The organism is Stenotrophomonas sp. P2112 (genome assembly GCF_041897515.1).
GTDB lineage: Bacteria > Pseudomonadota > Gammaproteobacteria > Xanthomonadales > Xanthomonadaceae > Stenotrophomonas > Stenotrophomonas sepilia.
The window spans coordinates 2,475,916-2,491,187 of record NZ_CP169216.1; the positions used below are offsets into that span (position 1 = coordinate 2,475,916).

Below are 15,272 nucleotides of genomic sequence, written 5' to 3' on the forward strand. Positions count from 1 at the left end.
CCTCGATGGGGGTTGGGAGATGTCTGAAGTTGAATGAGGTTGCCGGCCAGCGGCCGGCACTACCAGACCTCAGCCGCGCAGGGTGGCGCCGCCGTCCACGTACAGGTCGCTCATCGCTACGTGCCCGGCCTGCTCGGAGAGCAGGAACATCGCCGAGTGCGCGATGTCTTCCGGGGTGGCCAGCTTGCGCAGTGGGATGCCGGCCTTGTAGGTCTCAAGGCTGCCGACGATCACCCGTTCGGCTCCGTGCTCGTCCTGCCACATGCCGGTCTGCATCGGGGTCAGCGTGGACCCCGGGGCGACGATGTTGCAGCGGATGCCCAACGGCGCCAGCTCCAGCCCGAGGCAGCGGGTGAACATCGTGGCGGCGGCCTTGGATGCCGCATAGGCGGCCATGCCATGCCTCGGCACACCGGCCGCATTCGAGCTGACGGTAACCATCGCGCCCTGCCCGCGCGGCGACATCACCCGCGCCAGGGCACGCCCGACATGGAACACCCCGTCGGTGTTCACCGCGAACACCCGGCGCCAGTCGTCATCGCCGGTCTCGGTCACGCCGCCCACATGCAGCACACCGGCCACGCTGGCGGCCAGCATGATCGGCCCGATGCTGGACTCGACCTGATCCACCAAGCCGTCCACGGCGGCACTGTCGGTCACGTCGAGTGCGAAGGTATGCACACGCACATCTGCCGTAACAGGCGCCTCGCGATCGGTCGCCACCACGGTGCAACCGGCCTCGGCCAGCAACCGTACCAGTGCCTCGCCGATGCCACCGGCGGCGCCGGTCACCAACGCCACGCGGCCTTTGAAACCGGTCAACTGCATGTTGCGATCTCCTGTTGTTCGTCCCATTGGCGCAAGCGTGCCGACAACCACGGCGCCAGCTGCGCCACTGCATCGCGTCCGGTCAGCTCTGCGTGCAGGAATGGCAGTTCCAACGACTGCACCCTGCGCGCGTGTGCCCGCCACAACGCCGACCGCAACTGTGGCCGCGCCTGGTGATCTCGACCGGCACGCACATGCACCAGCGTGCCATCGAACGGCCGGTGGATATGTTCACGGATCAGTCGATTGGTGCCGGTCACGGCGCGCACCACGCCATCCAGCACGACATCCGGCAGGCTACCCAGCGCACTGCCGCCACGACGCAGGAACGCGAGAATGCGTTCCCGGCTGTCCAGTTCCGGATGCGCATCCGGGTCATGACCGGCAATCGCCAGCAGTGCCCGCAATGCGGCGATGGCATCGGGCTCCGGCTCGGCCCGCCAGCACTCGCTGGGATAGGCGTCCAGCAGTACAAGTTCGCCGACCTCGCGCCCGATCTCATGCAGTCGCACCGCCATCGCCTGGGCGAGGATGCCACCCACCGACCAGCCCAGCAGATGCACCGCCCCCGTCGGCTGCAATGCGACCACACGCTGTACGTAGTCGTTGGCCATCGCCTCGATACTGCTCGGCAGCGGCTGCCGCGCGTCCAGTGCCGGCGACTGCAGGCCATATACCGGGCGTGCCGGCTGCAGTGCCCGGGCCAGGGCGCGGTAGTTCCAGGCGATGCCGCCGGCCGGGTGCAGCACGAACAGCGGCGTAGGCCCGGCCGGTTCGGTCGCGGCCAGCGCAATCACCGGCCCCAGTGCGTGATCGGCCAGCGCGGGCGGCTCGGCAATGCGAACCGCCAGCGCAGCCACGGTGGGCTGGGCAAACAAGGCCCCCAGACCGAGATCGCAGCGCCAGCGCTGTTCGATCGCCAGCAGCAGGTGCACCGCCGACAGTGAGTCACCGCCGAGACTGAAGAAATCCGCATCCACCGCCACCGGCGCATCTCGCCCGAGTGCCTGGGCAAACAGCGAAGCCAGCTCCTGTTCCAACGGCGTGCGCGGCGCCAGCCCGGCGATCTCCTGCCGCGGTGGTACGGGCAGCGCGTTGCGATCCAACTTGCCGTTGGCGGTCACCGGCCAGTGATCCACGCCAACGAAGGCGGACGGCACCATGTAATCCGGCACGCGTGTGGCCAGATGACTACGCAGCATGCTGGCGTCGGCCAGTGCCGACGGCACATAGGCTACCAGCCGGGCATCGCCGGGTGCGTCGTGGCGCAGGAGCACTTCCACCCGCTCCATGCCCGGCAGTTCGCGCAAAGCCGCCTCGATCTCGCCCAACTCGATGCGCAGGCCGCGCAGTTTCACCTGATGGTCGCTGCGGCCCAGGTACTCCACCGCGCCATCGCTGCGCCAGCGCGCTATGTCGCCGGTGCGGTAGATGCGCTCGCCCGCCAGGAAAGGATCGGCAAGGAAGCGTTCGGCAGTCAGGTCCTCGCGACCGAGATAGCCACGCGCCAGCTGCACACCGCCCAGATAAAGGTCACCGGCCACACCGACCGGCACCGGCTGCATCCGCGCGTCCAGCACGTAAAGGCGGGTATTCCAGACCGGGAAGCCGATCGGCACCGGCCGCGATCGATCCTGCGCCGACGCCGGCCAGTAGCTGACGTCCACCGCGGCTTCGGTCGGGCCGTACAGGTTGTGCAGCTCGGCGTGCATGCGCGCGTGGAAGCGGTCGCGCAACGCGGCGTCCAGCGCCTCGCCACTGGTGAATACCCGTCGCAGCTGCAGGCCTTCGGAGGCCGGTGCAGCGAGGAAGGCATCGAGCATCGACGGCACGAAATGCGCCGTGGTGATGCCATGCCCGCGGATCAGCCGCGCCAGTTCGGTGGGGTCGCGATGCGCATCGGGCCCGGCAACCACCAGCGTGGCTCCGCACAGCAACGGCAGGAAGAACTCCCAGACCGAGACATCGAAGGTGGCCGGGGTTTTCTGCAGCACGCGGTCATCGGCGCGGATGCCGTAGTGCTCGCGCATCCACAGCAGGCGGTTGACGATGGCACGGTGTTCGACGACCACGCCCTTCGGTTCCCCGGTCGAACCGGAGGTATAGATCACATAGGCCGCATCGCTGGGCGCCGGATCGGCCCACGGCGCGGCGAAGCTCAGCGCGGTCCACTGCTCCGGCGCGAGCACCGGTACGCCGGCCATGCGCGCCGAAACCTCCGCCGCAGCCAGAACGCACACCGGCTGCGCCGAGGCGAAGATCCGCGCCAGCCGCTCGTCGGGATGGGCAAGGTCCAGCGGCAGGTAGGCCGCGCCTGCGCGCAGCACGGCCACCAGCGCGATCACCAGCGCCAGCGAGCGCGGCAATGCCACCGCCACCACGCTGCCCGGGCCGACACCCATCGCCCGCAGCTGTGCCGCCAGCGCGAAACTGCGCGCTTCCAGCGTTGCGTAATCCATGGCAGCATCGCCGAACACCAGCGCAGGCGCGTGCGGGTCCCGATCCATGCCCTGCTGCAGCAATTCAACCAGGGTGGTCTCAGGAAGCGCGTGCGCGGTGGCGTTGAAACCCTGCAGCACCTCTTGCGCCTCCATGGGCGTGGCCAAGGGTACGGCTTCGATATCGTCAGCCTGCAGCGCCGCCGACACGAAATTCAGCAGCCGCGCCGCGTGCGCCTCGACATCCTCGCGACTGTACAGCGCGGGATTGGCCTCGATCTCCAGATCCAGCAGGTGCTGGCCATCGCCACGGAAACCCAGCGCCAGGTCATCCACCGGCCCGGTGCACAGCACCTCCAGCGCCGCCTGCACGCCGGGCAGGGCCGGCGGCCTGTAGAACGGCTGCACATTCACCAGCGGGCCGTGCAGGCGCTGCTGCGTGCCGACCAGGCCCAGGTCCCGGCGCAGCTGCTCGCCCCGGTAGCGGCCGTGCCTGCGGCCTTGACTGAGCTGGCGACCCAGGCCCCGGGCAAAGGCCTCGACGCTGCCCTCGCCGGCCGCCACGCGCAGCGGCAACACATTCATCACCATCGCCGGCACCCGCGCCGACGCGTTGCCCAACCGCCCCATGTAGGGCACGCCCAGCACCACTTCATCGGCGCCACTCATCCGCCGCAGGTACTCGGCCGCCAGTGCGACCAGCACATCCGGCCAAGGCTGCAGCCAACGCACCGAAGCCTGCAGCAACAGCTCACGGAATGCCGCATCGAGCGGCTGCACCCAGCGCAGCGCGTCGTCACTGGCCGCGAGCGTGCCGGCCAGGCCTGCGCCTGCCGGTGCGCCCTGCATGTGCTCACGCCACCACTGCCCGGCCTGCACGCGGCGCGGATCGGCACGGTAGGCGGCATCATCGGCCAGCACAGCGGACAGTCCTGGCAGTGGCTCACCCTTGCGGCCGGCGTACAACGCGCACACGCGATCGGTGAACAGCGCCATGCCGTAGCCATCGGCAGCCAGATGATGCACCCGCAGGTACCAGACCCAGCGCTGCCCACCCAGTTCAAGCAGCACCTGCTGGCTGATCCGGTCGCGGGTGGGATCGACCGGGCTCAGCCGGTCGGCGTGCATCAGGCTGCGTGCCGCAGCGGCGGGATCCGCCTCGGCGGACACATCGCGTACGGAAAGCAGCGGTACGTGTACCGGGTCATGCCACTGTAGTGGCTGGCCATCGGCACCTTCGGCAAAGCGCAATGCGAAAGCCTCGGCCTCGCGCGCAGCCCGGTCTGCCGCTGCGACGAACGCGGCCACGTCCAGCGGGCCGTCGATCCATACCGCGTGCGCGGTATTGAATGACGGATTGTCCGGTGCCAGCCGCTGTGCAAACCACAGCCCCGCCTGGGCCTCGGTCAACGCCACCGGCGTGGCCAGCGCTGCGGCGTTCATGCGTTCTGCGCGGCCTGCAGTTGCTGCACCACACCCCACCACTGGCGCAGCGTGGTGTGCTCGGCCAACTGCGAGAACTCCAGCGGAAGGCCATTGTTGCCCCAGGCCAGGACCAGGCCGAGCATGCGCATCGAGTCCAGGTCCAGGTCGATCAGGTTGTCGTCGTCACCGATCTCGGCCGGCGTGCACTCCAGGACACGCGCCACGTCGGCACGCATCCGCTCCAGATCCAGCGCCTCACCCATGGCAGCCATCACAGCACCTCCAGCAGCTGATCGGTGGTCATCGGCACACCACAGGTGCGCGCGATCCAGTGCAGCGCCTGATCGTGATCGGCACGCGAGAAGTCGGCCACCGCATCAGCGGCGATGAAGGCCTCGATATCACGCTGGAAGGCATCGACCACGGTCGCGGTACAGCCGATATGGGCGTACACGCCGGTCACCAGCAGCTGATCACGCCCACGTACCCGCATCAGCGTCTCCAGGTTGCTGCGCTGGAAGGCGCTATAGCGATGCTTGACCAGCACATGCTCGCCCGGCTGCGGCGCCAGCGCCTCGATGATCGGCTCATGATCGGCGCTGCGACGCATGCCCGGTCCCCACAGGTCGGCCTGAAGGCCGCGGTCGCGACGGTCCTGGTCACCGTGCTGGGCGGTGTAGAACACCGGAATGCCCTGCGCGCGGCAGTGCGCCAGCAGGCGCACGATGTTGTCCACCGCCGGCCGCAAGGGCGTGCTGCCGGCGTCGAATGCCGCCAGGAAGTAGCGTTGCATGTCGTGCACCAGCAAAGCCACACGATCGCGCTGCGGGCGCCACGGGCCACGCGCCTGCGGCAGTTCGGCGGCGGTCGGCAAGGGATAGTCGGTGATACGGGGCAGCGCCATCAGCGCGTTCCTCCTGTCTGTTGCAGATGACGCGCACGCAGCTGCGCGCGCAATTCGCGGCGGCTGATCTTGCCGACCGCCGTGGTATTGAAACTGTCGACGAACACGATCTGGTCGGGCACCTTGAACGCCGCCAGGCCGCGCCCGCGCATCCAGGCCTTCAGTGCCGGCGCCTTGAACGGTTCGCCCTGCGGGATCACAAAGGCGCAGCTGCGCTCGCCCAGGTACTCGTCGGGAATCGAGACCACGGCCGCATCGAACACGCCCGGATGTGCCAGCAGGTGGTCCTCTATCTCTTCAGCAGAGATCTTCTCGCCCGCCCGGTTGATGTGGTCACCCGCACGCCCCTGCACCACCAGGTAGCCTCCGGGCAGCTGCTGCACACGGTCACCGGTACGGTAGAAGCCGTCATCGGTGAACGAGCGCGCATTGGCCACCGCATCGTTGTGGTAGCCACGGATGGTGTACGGGCCACGGGTGAGCAGATGCCCCACCTCGCCTTCGGCCACCGGCTGGTCATGGTCATCGACCACGCGCACTTCGTCGTCCGGACTGATCGGCCGACCCTGGCAAGCCACGATCAGGTCCTCCGGATCATCCAGCCGCGTGTAGTTGACCAGGCCTTCGGCCATGCCAAACACCTGCTGCAGCGTGCAGCCAAGGCCGTCGATCACTCGCCGTGCGGCTTCCGGCACCAGTTTGGCACCGCCCACCTGCAGCACCTGCAGGCTCGACACGTCATACTTGCTGGTGGCGGCGGCCTGCGCCCACAGCAGCGCCAGCGGCGGCACCAGGCCGCAGCAGGTCACCCGCTCCCGTGCGATCAGCGGGAATGCGGCGTCCGGCCCGGGGCCGGGGCTGAGCACCACGCGGGCACCGGCATACAACGCGCCGAAGAAGCCGGGCGAGCTCATCGGGAAATTGTGCGCGGCCGGCAGCGCGACCAGGTAGACGCTGTCGCGGTCGATGCCGCAGATTTCATTGCTGGCACGGAACGAATAGATGTAGTCGTCATGCGTGCGTGGAATCAGCTTGGACAGCCCGGTGCTCCCACCGGAAATCTGCAGGAACGCCACAGACTGCGGGTCCGGATCGGCCGGCAACCGGCTGCGATCGCCCTGCAGTGCCTCCACCCCAATGAACTCCGCCGCATCGCCGTCGATCACTACATGGCGAACCGCCGGCACGTCGGCCTGCAGCGCCCGCGCCAGTCCGCGATGGTCGAAGCCATCATGCAGCCCGGTGGTGATGTAGGCACTGGCTTCGGCCTTGTTGGCGAAGTGCACCAGCTCGGTGATGCGGTGTGCCGGCAACGCGTACACCGGCACCAGTCCGGCGCGGAACAGGCCACAGACCGTTGTGACGAAGCCTGCCGTGTTGCCCAGCTGCACCAGCACCCGCTCCCCTGGCTGCAGGCCGAGCGTCAGCAGGCCGGCACCGATCCGCCCGGCCTCGTGCCACAGCTGCGCATAGCTCAGGCGCACGTCGCCGGCGACCACCGCAATGTCATCGGCATAGCGTTCTGCACGTTCGCGCAGGAACCCCGGGAAGGTCTCGCCACGCCAATGCCCAGCCTCGCGATAGCGCGCCATCAGGTCATCCGGCCACACCTGCTGCAGTGGCAGGCGGGAAGCGTCAGTGGAGGTAGTCATGCGGCAGGCTCGATCGCAGGCGCGGATTCATGGACACCCAGCGCATTCAGCAGGGCGGCGAACTTCGCAGCGGTCTCGGCCACCTCGGCCTCGGGCTGCGAGTCGGCAACGATGCCGGCGCCGGCGAACAGGCGCAGCTGCATTCCCTGCAGGCGTGCGCAGCGGATTGCCACATACCAGTCGCCGTCACCCTGCGCGTCCAACCAGCCCACGGCGCCGGCATAGAAGCCGCGCGGCACCGGTTCCAGCTCGCGGATGCGCTGCAGCGCCGCCAACCGCGGCGTACCGCAGACCGCCGGCGTAGGGTGCAGTTGCGCCAGCAGCTCGGCGGCCGACGTGTGCGGATCCTTCAGCGTGGCATGGATGCGTGTGCCCAGATGCCACATGCTGGCGGTGGCATGCAGCGCCGGCCGCGGCTGTGCATCGATGTGGCTGCAATACGGCGCCAGACCCTCGACGATCGCCTCGACCACATGACGGTGCTCGTCATGGTCCTTGGTCGAGGCCAGCAGGTTCTGCGCGGCGCGCTCGTCCTCGGCAGCATCGGCGCAGCGCCGCGCAGACCCCGCCAGCGGGTGCGACAACAGCTCAGCACCACGCTTGCGCAGCAGCAATTCCGGGGTCGCGCCCACCAGCCACGCTGGCGCCTGACCCACTTCCACCGGCAGCGGAACCGCATAGGTCGCCACCGAAGGATCCGCGCCCAGCCGTGCCAGCAGCACGTCCGGAGACAGCACCCGGTGGGTGCGTGCCACCAGGCTGCGCGCCAGCACCACCTTCTGAAGGTCCAGTTCGGGCGCGCGCAGTGCCTGCACCGCCGCAGCCACCGACGCCGCGTACGCCTGCGCCGAAGGCTCGGCCTGCAGGGCACCCTCCAGCGCTGGCGCGGCCTGTGGCTGTAGTGCCAGCGCTGGCAGCAGGCGCTCGGGCTGGTACAACGCGTCGTCGGCACGGGGTTCGAATGGGACTGCGCCAACCAGCAGGCCCGGGCCGCCGCGCTGCTGGGCAAAGAACACCGAAACGCGTTCCGCCAACGTCGCCAGCGCACCGGCCGGCAGCGTGGCGCGGCAACCGCGTGCGTGCACGTGCTGGCCAGCGTGCCGCAGGAGGAACAGCGTCGCGTCGTCGCTGCTCTCCTGCGGCGCTGGCGCAGCCTCCGGCCACGCGCCCTGCATCAGGGAATCGTTCATGGGGTCTCCTTCATCCGATGCGCTGCAGCCAGCGCGCACAGCAACAGCAGCAACGCGCCGACCAGCAGGTATGGCAGGCTGGGCCCGCCGCGATACAACAGCGTGCCGAGCATCGGCCCGGCCACCATGCCCAGCCCCTGCGCGGCAGCGACCGTGCCTGCCGAAGCGCCCTGCTCATGCGCTTCCACCGCGTCGGCGGCCAGCGCCTGGAACGAAGGGAACACGCAGCCCATGCCGAACGCGGCCAGCGCGTACGCCGCCGGCAGCTGCCAGCCCTGCTGCACGCCCGCCACCGAAGCAAAGCCAATGCCTGAGATCACGGCGCCGAGGGCGATCCAGCGGCGCGGATGAACCTCCAGCTTCATCACCAGCGCCTGCGCCAGGATCAGGCCAACGCCGACCGCCGTCAGCGCGATGCCGGCCATGCGCGCACCGGCCGCCGCATCCAGGCCCAGCCGATCAATCGCGAAAAAGCCCACCGTCACCTGCGCGATGGTCACCGAGACCATGGCGATGAACGCCGCCAGCTGCGGCAGGCGCAGGCGCGGGTCGAGGCAGCTCATCGGCGCGCGGCGCTGGGCGGAAACGCCCACCACGGGCGGCGTCGCCGGCAGTCGCCAGGCCAGCAGCGCCAACGCCAGCAGTGGCAACAGTGCGGCCACGTACAGCGCCAGCGACAGGTTCGTATAGGCCAGCCAACCCGCGGCAGCCGGGCCCAGCACCATGCCCAATGCGTTGGCGCTGCCCAGGCGGGCGAGGAACTTCGCACGCTGCCCGGTCGGTGCCTTGTCGGCGATCAGCGCAGCTGCGGTAGGAGGCACCGCTGCGTAGAACAGGCCGATCAGGCCGCGCGCAGCGACCAGCACCAGCACTGACACCAGCACCGGCGGCACCGCCTGCAGGGCCACGTCGATGAACACCGCCAGCGCGATGTAGACCACGGTGTAGGCACTCATCGCCAGCATCAGCACGCGCTTGCGGCCGATGCGGTCGCTGAGCTGGCCCCAGGGGCGCGCGGCCAGCATCCACAACACGCCTGCGGCGGTGACTGACAGCCCGGCATGCCACTCGGACAAACCGAGCATGCGGACCACCGGGCCGATCACGGCGACGAAGGACATCATCGCCATGGTGCCAATCAGGGCAGCCAACACCAGCGCCGGCAAGCCGGGAACGACGGGACGTGCGTGCATGAAACACCAGCCGTAACAGGAAAGGATTGGCCGGGCGCGCCTGCACGCCCCACCCGGCACCGACTCTGCTCAGGGCCAGATGCCACCCTCAAATGATAACGGCTCGTATTTGCATTTGATACCCATTCTCTTGAATGGGCGCGCAACACTGGGTTCAGCGCATTGCACGCAGGCCGAGCAGGCCACGGCGCTTGAACCACCACTCCAGGGGCAGCGTCACCAGCGGCGGGATCGCTGCCAGCAGGGCCAGGGCACTGGCCCACCACGGCCAACGCAGGCGCACGGCAGCAAACAGGGTGACTGCCACATAGACCAGGAAGGCCACGCCGTGCAGCGGCCCGAACAGCTTCACCAGCGCCACGTTGGCCATCGGGCCGTACTTCATCCACATGCCGATGAGCAGGCCGGCCCAGGTCACGGCCTCGATGAAAGCGACCGCGGCGAACAGGCGTCCGGTCGGGTGCATGGGGCAACGTTGGGTCACGCGGGGCTCCGGCATCGGGATATCAAATGCGAATGATACGCAGATGCCTGCTGCATGTAGAGTCGAGCGGTGCTCGACTGCTTCTGCCTCGGCTACTGAAGGAAACGCTCAGCAGTTCAGCGGGCGCAGCGGCGAGAGCGTGTCCACCAAGGTGGACACCTACCCGGGCATATCCGGCAGAACCTGCTCCCCGATCTCGCGCAGCACGTCATCCATCGTCCGCCCGTTATCGATCAGGTTGAACATCACATGCGCCACGCCCTGCGCATGCACGCGCAGCAGATACTCACGCAGGCCTTCGCGGCCGACCTTCAGGCCCAGCGGCAGCGGCTCGGGCGGCGCCTGCGGATCTGCCTGCAGGTCCAGCAGCATCGACTGCACGAACGGCTTGCCTGGCCCGCCGCGCTGCGCCAGCGCCTGCTGCCACAGGCCGATGCGCCCTTCCTGCGCGGCCTCTTCGCGGTGATAGGTGGCCCAGCCTTCGGCCTCACGCGCTATCCACTGCAGGCTCTGCCGCGCGGTACCCACCACCAGCATCGGAATGCGGGTTGCCGGCGCTGGCAGCACGTCGAAGCCACCAGTGGCCTGCAATGCGGCGGTGCGCTCATCGGCGGCCGGTGACAGCGCCGCCCGCAACAACGTCCAACGCTCACGGAAGGTCGCCGCCCTGCCCTCCAGATCCTCGCCGAATGCGGCGAACTCTTCCGGGCGGTCACCCGAACCCAGGCCCAGTACGAAGCGTCCGCCGCTGATCCGGTCCAGGCTCAACGCCGACTTCGCCACCTGCAGCGGCTGGCGCAATGGCAGCACGATGGCCGCGCTGCCGACCACGATGTGCCCCGTCGCGGCCGCCAGCATGCCCAGCCACAGGAACGGATCGTCCAGCGCACTTGCTGTCGCGTCCGGACCCTGCGGCACCATCAGCGGCACATCGCGCGCCCACAACGCGGCGAAACCAAGATCGTCGGCCAACCGCGCGATGCGCCGCGCCTGATGCGGATCGGCCAGCCCCTGCGACGCCACCGGCGTCATCAGGCCCAGGCTCAAGCCCTGCCCTGGAAACAACGCAGCGTACGCGGGATTGAAATCACTCATGCCTGCAGCTTAGCGTGCAGGCACGGGGCAGCGATGACGCGCAGCCCGCCACGGGAAGAACACTGCATGCCGACGATCCGCCCTGCCCGCGTCGATGACCTGCCCGCGATCAGCGCGGTGTGCCTGGCCGCGTTCACTGCGGCGGTGGCGCCCTCGCTCAGCGCAACCGGCATCGCCACGTTCGGCAATGTCGCCGCCGCCGATGCGTTCGGTGAACGCCTGCACGGCGACAACCACATCCTGGTGGCCGAGCAGGACGGCCGTGTCGTCGGCGTGGTCGAGCTGAAGGAAGGTCGCCACCTGGCGATGCTGTTCGTCGATCCCGGCTGCCAGGGACAGGGCATCGGCCATGCACTGTTCGAGGCGGTGCTGCCTCAGGTACGCGAGCCGGCCCTGACCGTACGCGCATCGCTCAACGCTGTGCCGACCTATCTGCGCTATGGCTTCGTGATTGACGGTGAGGCCGGCGAGTTCAACGGGCTGGTCTACCAGCAGATGGTGCGGGCAGCCGCCTGAAGGCACGGGCCCCGGCCAATGCCCGGGGCGTCATGCCCCGGCGCATGTCCGTCATGAGCAAACTGAATCAGCGGGTTCCCTGCGCGTTCCTACAATGCCCTGTCACCCTGCCCTTCGAGATCCTGCCGATGCGCGTCGCGCTTTCCGTGTTGCTGCTGGCTTCGGCGCTGAGTGCCTGCGCCCCGGCCCCGGTTTCCACCGCCAACTCCGCCGAGGCACCTGCGCCGGCCAAGGGAATCGCGTGGCGCCAGGGTGACGTCGATGATGCCTTCGCCGAAGCCGCAGACAGCGGCAAGCCGGTGCTGCTGTACTGGGGCGCGGTCTGGTGCCCGCCGTGCAACCAGCTCAAGGCCGGCCTGTTCAAGGACCCGGCCTTCATCGCCTTGACCGGCAAGTTCGTGCCGGTCTATCTGGATGGCGACGAGGAAGGTGCGCAGGCCTGGGGCGAACGCTTCGGGGTGCGCGGCTACCCGACCCTGATCGTACTGGACCCACAGCGCAATGAACTTACCCGCGTGGCCGGTGGCAACGACGCCGCCGAACTGACCCGGGCGTTGACCGTTGCCGCCGGGCGCCGCAGTGCAATCGCTGCCACTCTGGCCACCGCCCTGGCCACGCCGGAGAAGTTGGCTGCAGAAGACTGGCAGGTACTGGGCGACTACGGCTGGGAAGTCGACGCCAACCGCCTGGCCGGCGAGCGCAGGAGTCAGGATGTACTGCGCCAGCTGTCCAAGGCGGCACCGGATGCCGCCCTGCAGCGCCGCTTCGCCCTGCTGGCCTTGGCCACCGCCGACACGCCCGCCAGCTCGCCTACCGAAGTACGCGAGCTGCTGCAGGCCGTGCTGGCGCAGCCGGCCGAAGTCCGCCGCAACCGTGAGTTGCTGGGCTATGCAGGCGCACAGCTGGTCACGCAGGCCAGTACTGGGCCGGCCACCCGCAACACGCTGGGCCAGCAGCTGCTGGTCGCGCTGGAACGCGCAGATGCCGAGCGCGGCGACCGCGCCGACGACGCATTGTCGCGCGCACTGACGGAAGTATCGCTGGCCCGCCAGCAGCAGCCGAAGGGCGCACTGCCCGCGCCGCTGGTTGATCGGGTCAAGCAGCGCGTGGCCGCGGCCGACGCCACCGCCACTGATGCGCATGCACGCCAGGCCACGATCAGCAGCGCGGTCTACGCACTGCGCCAGGTCGGTGACGACGCCGGTGCCGAGGCGTTGTTGCTGGCGGAGCTGAAGCGCAGCGAGCAGCCCTACTACTACATGCCCGAGCTGGCCGAACTGGCCGAGCAGCGCGGCGACACTGCCGGTGCGCTGGAGTGGTTGAAGCGTGCCTACGACGGTGCGCAGGGCCCGGCCACCCGCGTGCAATGGGGCGTGCTGTACGTGGAAGGGTTGCTGAAGCTGGCGCCGAACGACGCGCCGCGCATCGAGCAGGCCACCGCCTCGCTGATCGCCGAACTGGAGGCGCAGCCGTCGGGTTACCACCAGCGCACCCGCCAGCGTTTCGAGCGCCTGGCCGGGCAGCTGAAGGCGTGGAGCGGGAAGCACCAGGGTGCCGAGACGCTGGCGCGATTGCAGCAGAGGATGCAGCAGGCGTGCGGTGAACAGGTGGATGGCGCGTGCAAGGACTGGTTGAGTTGAGTTGATGAAAACGCGGGCGGCTGGTTCGCCTGCCGGCGCCTTTGTTGATGCCGGTTGTGGCCGGGGGAGGGGCTGGCCGGGACACGCCGTAAACCCATCCTTGGGGGCTCGATGGCGCCATCCATGGCGCCAACGGTCCCGGCCAGCCCCTCCCCCCGCCACCGGACGGTTTCCTGCGAGCGCGGGCAGCACTTCAGCGCGCCGGTGAGGTTAGAAAAGCGGGTTCTGGTAGTGCTGTCCTGCAGGAAGAATCAAAGCGATGAACGCGCACGCACCTCAATCCCGCCCCTTGACCTCAACCAATGTTGAGGTGCGATAACGATCTCCCCACGGCCAGCCCCCTGGCCTTCCCACGGAGATTGCTTCGATGTCGTACTCGCTTCCCCCGCTCCCCTACGCCTACGACGCCCTTGAGCCGCATTTCGATGCGCGCACGATGGAGATCCACCACAGCAAGCACCACCAGACCTACGTCAACAATCTCAACGCCGCCATCGAGCAGGCCGGCATCGCCGAGCAGCCGGTCGAGGCGCTGATCGCCAACCTCGATGCCGTGCCCGAGGCCCAGCGTGGCGCGGTCCGCAACAACGGCGGCGGCCACGCCAACCACAGCCTGTTCTGGACCGTGCTCAGCACCACCGGTGGTGCACCCGATGACGAACTGGCCGCCGCCATCGACCGTGACCTCGGCGGTTTCGATGCTTTCAAGGAGGCCTTCACCAAGGCCGCGCAGACCCGCTTCGGCAGTGGCTGGGCCTGGCTGACCAGCGATCGCGATGGTCGCCTGCAGGTGGAAAGCAGCGCCAACCAGGACAGCCCGCTGATGGGTGCAGCCGTAGGCCTGTCCGGCCACACCCCGATCCTCGCACTGGATGTCTGGGAACACGCCTACTACCTGCACTACCAGAACCGCCGCCCGGACTACATCGGCGCCTTCTTCAACATCATCAACTGGGCCGAAGTCGGCCGGCGCTACCACCAGGCCCGGGCCTCATGAGCGGCGAGACACTGCCCTACGCCGGGCCGTGGGCCGGGGTGTTCCCCGCCCCGGCCCCGGTGCCATCGGTCGAGATGCCGCCGCGTGCCCTGCGGCGGCTGCTCGGCCATTTCCCGACCGGCGTGGCCATCGTCTGCGCGCGCGATGCACAGGGCAAGCCGGTCGGCCTGACCATCAACTCGTTCGTGCCGGTCTCACTGCAGCCACCGTTGGTGCTGTGGAACCTGGCGTTGCACGCACAGAGCCTGTCCACCTTCCAGCGCGCCACGCGCTTTGCGCTCAGCGTGCTGGCGGCCGACCAGGAAGCGCTGGCCCGGCGCTTCGCCGATCCGCAGGTCCGCAACCGCTTCGACGGCCTGGCATTGCTGGATGACGATGAGGACGCCCCACCCCGCATCACCGGTGCGGTCGCCCATCTCACCTGTACCCGCCACGCGCAGTGGCCGGTGGGCGATCACCTGCTGCTGGCCGGTCGCATCATCGAAGTGCACGAGAACGGCGGCGCGCCGCTGCTGTTCCATCGCGGTCGGTTCCAGCCGGGTCCGGCCGAACTGCTGGCGGAGGTACGCGGATGAACATCGAAGCTCTGGAATGCATGCTTGCCGCCGGCAAGGACGGCGCGCTGCTGCGCTTCGGCCTGGGCAAGGGCTGGCTGGATGCCGGCAACCCGGTACGCGCGGCAACCCACCTGGGCCGTTGCGTGGTGCTTGATCCGCAGTACTCGGCGGCCTGGAAGCTGCTGGGCAAAGCCTGGCTGGCCAGTGGCCAGCCACAGGCGGCCCGTGAGGCGTGGCAGCGCGGCTTGAGCGTGGCCGGCAGCAAGGGCGACCAGCAGGCACGCAAGGAAATGCAGGTGTTCCTGCGCCGCCTGGACCGCGAACAGGCGGCCCTGGCGAAGGCGGGCTGAGTC

At 68.8% G+C, this 15,272-nt stretch carries 14 protein-coding genes; 5 read left to right on the top strand and 9 right to left on the bottom strand.

Translation table 11 applies throughout. The features are described from left to right. Positions 1–69: 69 nt before the first annotated feature. The 9 genes from ACEPA4_RS11525 to ACEPA4_RS11565 form a co-directional block, all read right to left on the bottom strand. Positions 70–828 (bottom strand): 2,3-dihydro-2,3-dihydroxybenzoate dehydrogenase, encoded by a 759-nt coding sequence (locus tag ACEPA4_RS11525; RefSeq protein ID WP_139727222.1) that lies wholly within the window; start codon positions 826–828, stop codon positions 70–72. Next, on the bottom strand, positions 819–4,709 hold the full coding sequence (locus tag ACEPA4_RS11530; RefSeq protein WP_164093416.1) for a non-ribosomal peptide synthetase: 3,891 nt from the start codon (positions 4,707–4,709) through the stop codon (positions 819–821). Before ACEPA4_RS11530 ends, ACEPA4_RS11525 begins: the two co-directional genes overlap by 10 nt. Continuing rightward, on the bottom strand, positions 4,706–4,963 hold the full coding sequence (locus ACEPA4_RS11535) for a phosphopantetheine-binding protein (RefSeq protein ID WP_065179204.1): 258 nt from the start codon (positions 4,961–4,963) through the stop codon (positions 4,706–4,708). The genes ACEPA4_RS11530 and ACEPA4_RS11535 overlap by 4 nt, the downstream gene beginning before the upstream one ends. Continuing rightward, entirely contained in the window at positions 4,963–5,595 is a 633-nt protein-coding gene (locus ACEPA4_RS11540; protein WP_139727224.1) for an isochorismatase family protein, read from the bottom strand. Before ACEPA4_RS11540 ends, ACEPA4_RS11535 begins: the two co-directional genes overlap by 1 nt. Further along, positions 5,595–7,247, bottom strand: a complete 1,653-nt coding sequence (locus ACEPA4_RS11545; protein ID WP_139727226.1) for a (2,3-dihydroxybenzoyl)adenylate synthase — start codon at positions 7,245–7,247, stop codon at positions 5,595–5,597. The genes ACEPA4_RS11540 and ACEPA4_RS11545 overlap by 1 nt, the downstream gene beginning before the upstream one ends. Further along, positions 7,244–8,437 (bottom strand): isochorismate synthase MenF, encoded by a 1,194-nt coding sequence (locus ACEPA4_RS11550; RefSeq protein ID WP_262090764.1) that lies wholly within the window; start codon positions 8,435–8,437, stop codon positions 7,244–7,246. Before ACEPA4_RS11550 ends, ACEPA4_RS11545 begins: the two co-directional genes overlap by 4 nt. Continuing rightward, positions 8,434–9,630, bottom strand: coding sequence for an MFS transporter (locus ACEPA4_RS11555; protein WP_262090765.1), 1,197 nt, complete (start codon positions 9,628–9,630; stop codon positions 8,434–8,436). Before ACEPA4_RS11555 ends, ACEPA4_RS11550 begins: the two co-directional genes overlap by 4 nt. A 154-nt stretch (positions 9,631–9,784) precedes the next feature. Then, entirely contained in the window at positions 9,785–10,096 is a 312-nt protein-coding gene (locus ACEPA4_RS11560) for a DUF3817 domain-containing protein (protein ID WP_032129991.1), read from the bottom strand. 177 nt (positions 10,097–10,273) lie between these two features. After that, positions 10,274–11,209, bottom strand: a complete 936-nt coding sequence (locus tag ACEPA4_RS11565) for a TIGR03571 family LLM class oxidoreductase (RefSeq protein ID WP_262090766.1) — start codon at positions 11,207–11,209, stop codon at positions 10,274–10,276. 66 nt (positions 11,210–11,275) lie between these two features. On the opposite strand from ACEPA4_RS11565, the gene ACEPA4_RS11570 reads away from it, so the two are divergent. The 5 genes from ACEPA4_RS11570 (at position 11,276) to ACEPA4_RS11590 (ending at position 15,269) form a co-directional block, all read left to right on the top strand. Continuing rightward, a complete protein-coding gene (locus ACEPA4_RS11570; RefSeq protein WP_262090767.1) occupies positions 11,276–11,725 on the top strand; it encodes a GNAT family N-acetyltransferase in 450 nt (149 codons plus the stop codon). A 128-nt stretch (positions 11,726–11,853) separates the two neighbouring features. Continuing rightward, the gene (locus ACEPA4_RS11575; protein WP_065179197.1) at positions 11,854–13,365 is read left to right on the top strand and encodes a thioredoxin family protein; all 1,512 of its coding nucleotides are present in this window, start codon (positions 11,854–11,856) and stop codon (positions 13,363–13,365) included. 367 nt (positions 13,366–13,732) lie between these two features. After that, positions 13,733–14,362: a superoxide dismutase gene (locus ACEPA4_RS11580; RefSeq protein ID WP_065179196.1), complete on the top strand. Its 630-nt coding sequence runs from the start codon at positions 13,733–13,735 to the stop codon at positions 14,360–14,362. Continuing rightward, positions 14,359–14,937: a flavin reductase family protein gene (locus ACEPA4_RS11585; RefSeq protein WP_053498541.1), complete on the top strand. Its 579-nt coding sequence runs from the start codon at positions 14,359–14,361 to the stop codon at positions 14,935–14,937. The genes ACEPA4_RS11580 and ACEPA4_RS11585 overlap by 4 nt, the downstream gene beginning before the upstream one ends. After that, positions 14,934–15,269 (top strand): lipopolysaccharide assembly protein LapB, encoded by a 336-nt coding sequence (locus ACEPA4_RS11590; protein ID WP_053498539.1) that lies wholly within the window; start codon positions 14,934–14,936, stop codon positions 15,267–15,269. The genes ACEPA4_RS11585 and ACEPA4_RS11590 overlap by 4 nt, the downstream gene beginning before the upstream one ends. The last annotated feature ends 3 nt before the right edge of the window (positions 15,270–15,272 follow it).

Coding starts and splice junctions, on each gene's coding strand:
- ACEPA4_RS11535 (WP_065179204.1), bottom strand. CDS start 4,963: ATGGCTGCCATGGGTGAGGCGCTGGATCTGGAGCGGATGCGTGCCGAC.
- ACEPA4_RS11575 (WP_065179197.1), top strand. CDS start 11,854: ATGCGCGTCGCGCTTTCCGTGTTGCTGCTGGCTTCGGCGCTGAGTGCC.
- ACEPA4_RS11560 (WP_032129991.1), bottom strand. CDS start 10,096: ATGCACCCGACCGGACGCCTGTTCGCCGCGGTCGCTTTCATCGAGGCC.
- ACEPA4_RS11550 (WP_262090764.1), bottom strand. CDS start 8,437: ATGAACGATTCCCTGATGCAGGGCGCGTGGCCGGAGGCTGCGCCAGCG.
- ACEPA4_RS11585 (WP_053498541.1), top strand. CDS start 14,359: ATGAGCGGCGAGACACTGCCCTACGCCGGGCCGTGGGCCGGGGTGTTC.
- ACEPA4_RS11545 (WP_139727226.1), bottom strand. CDS start 7,247: ATGACTACCTCCACTGACGCTTCCCGCCTGCCACTGCAGCAGGTGTGG.
- ACEPA4_RS11590 (WP_053498539.1), top strand. CDS start 14,934: ATGAACATCGAAGCTCTGGAATGCATGCTTGCCGCCGGCAAGGACGGC.
- ACEPA4_RS11525 (WP_139727222.1), bottom strand. CDS start 828: ATGCAGTTGACCGGTTTCAAAGGCCGCGTGGCGTTGGTGACCGGCGCC.
- ACEPA4_RS11570 (WP_262090767.1), top strand. CDS start 11,276: ATGCCGACGATCCGCCCTGCCCGCGTCGATGACCTGCCCGCGATCAGC.
- ACEPA4_RS11580 (WP_065179196.1), top strand. CDS start 13,733: ATGTCGTACTCGCTTCCCCCGCTCCCCTACGCCTACGACGCCCTTGAG.
- ACEPA4_RS11540 (WP_139727224.1), bottom strand. CDS start 5,595: ATGGCGCTGCCCCGTATCACCGACTATCCCTTGCCGACCGCCGCCGAA.
- ACEPA4_RS11555 (WP_262090765.1), bottom strand. CDS start 9,630: ATGCACGCACGTCCCGTCGTTCCCGGCTTGCCGGCGCTGGTGTTGGCT.
- ACEPA4_RS11530 (WP_164093416.1), bottom strand. CDS start 4,709: ATGAACGCCGCAGCGCTGGCCACGCCGGTGGCGTTGACCGAGGCCCAG.
- ACEPA4_RS11565 (WP_262090766.1), bottom strand. CDS start 11,209: ATGAGTGATTTCAATCCCGCGTACGCTGCGTTGTTTCCAGGGCAGGGC.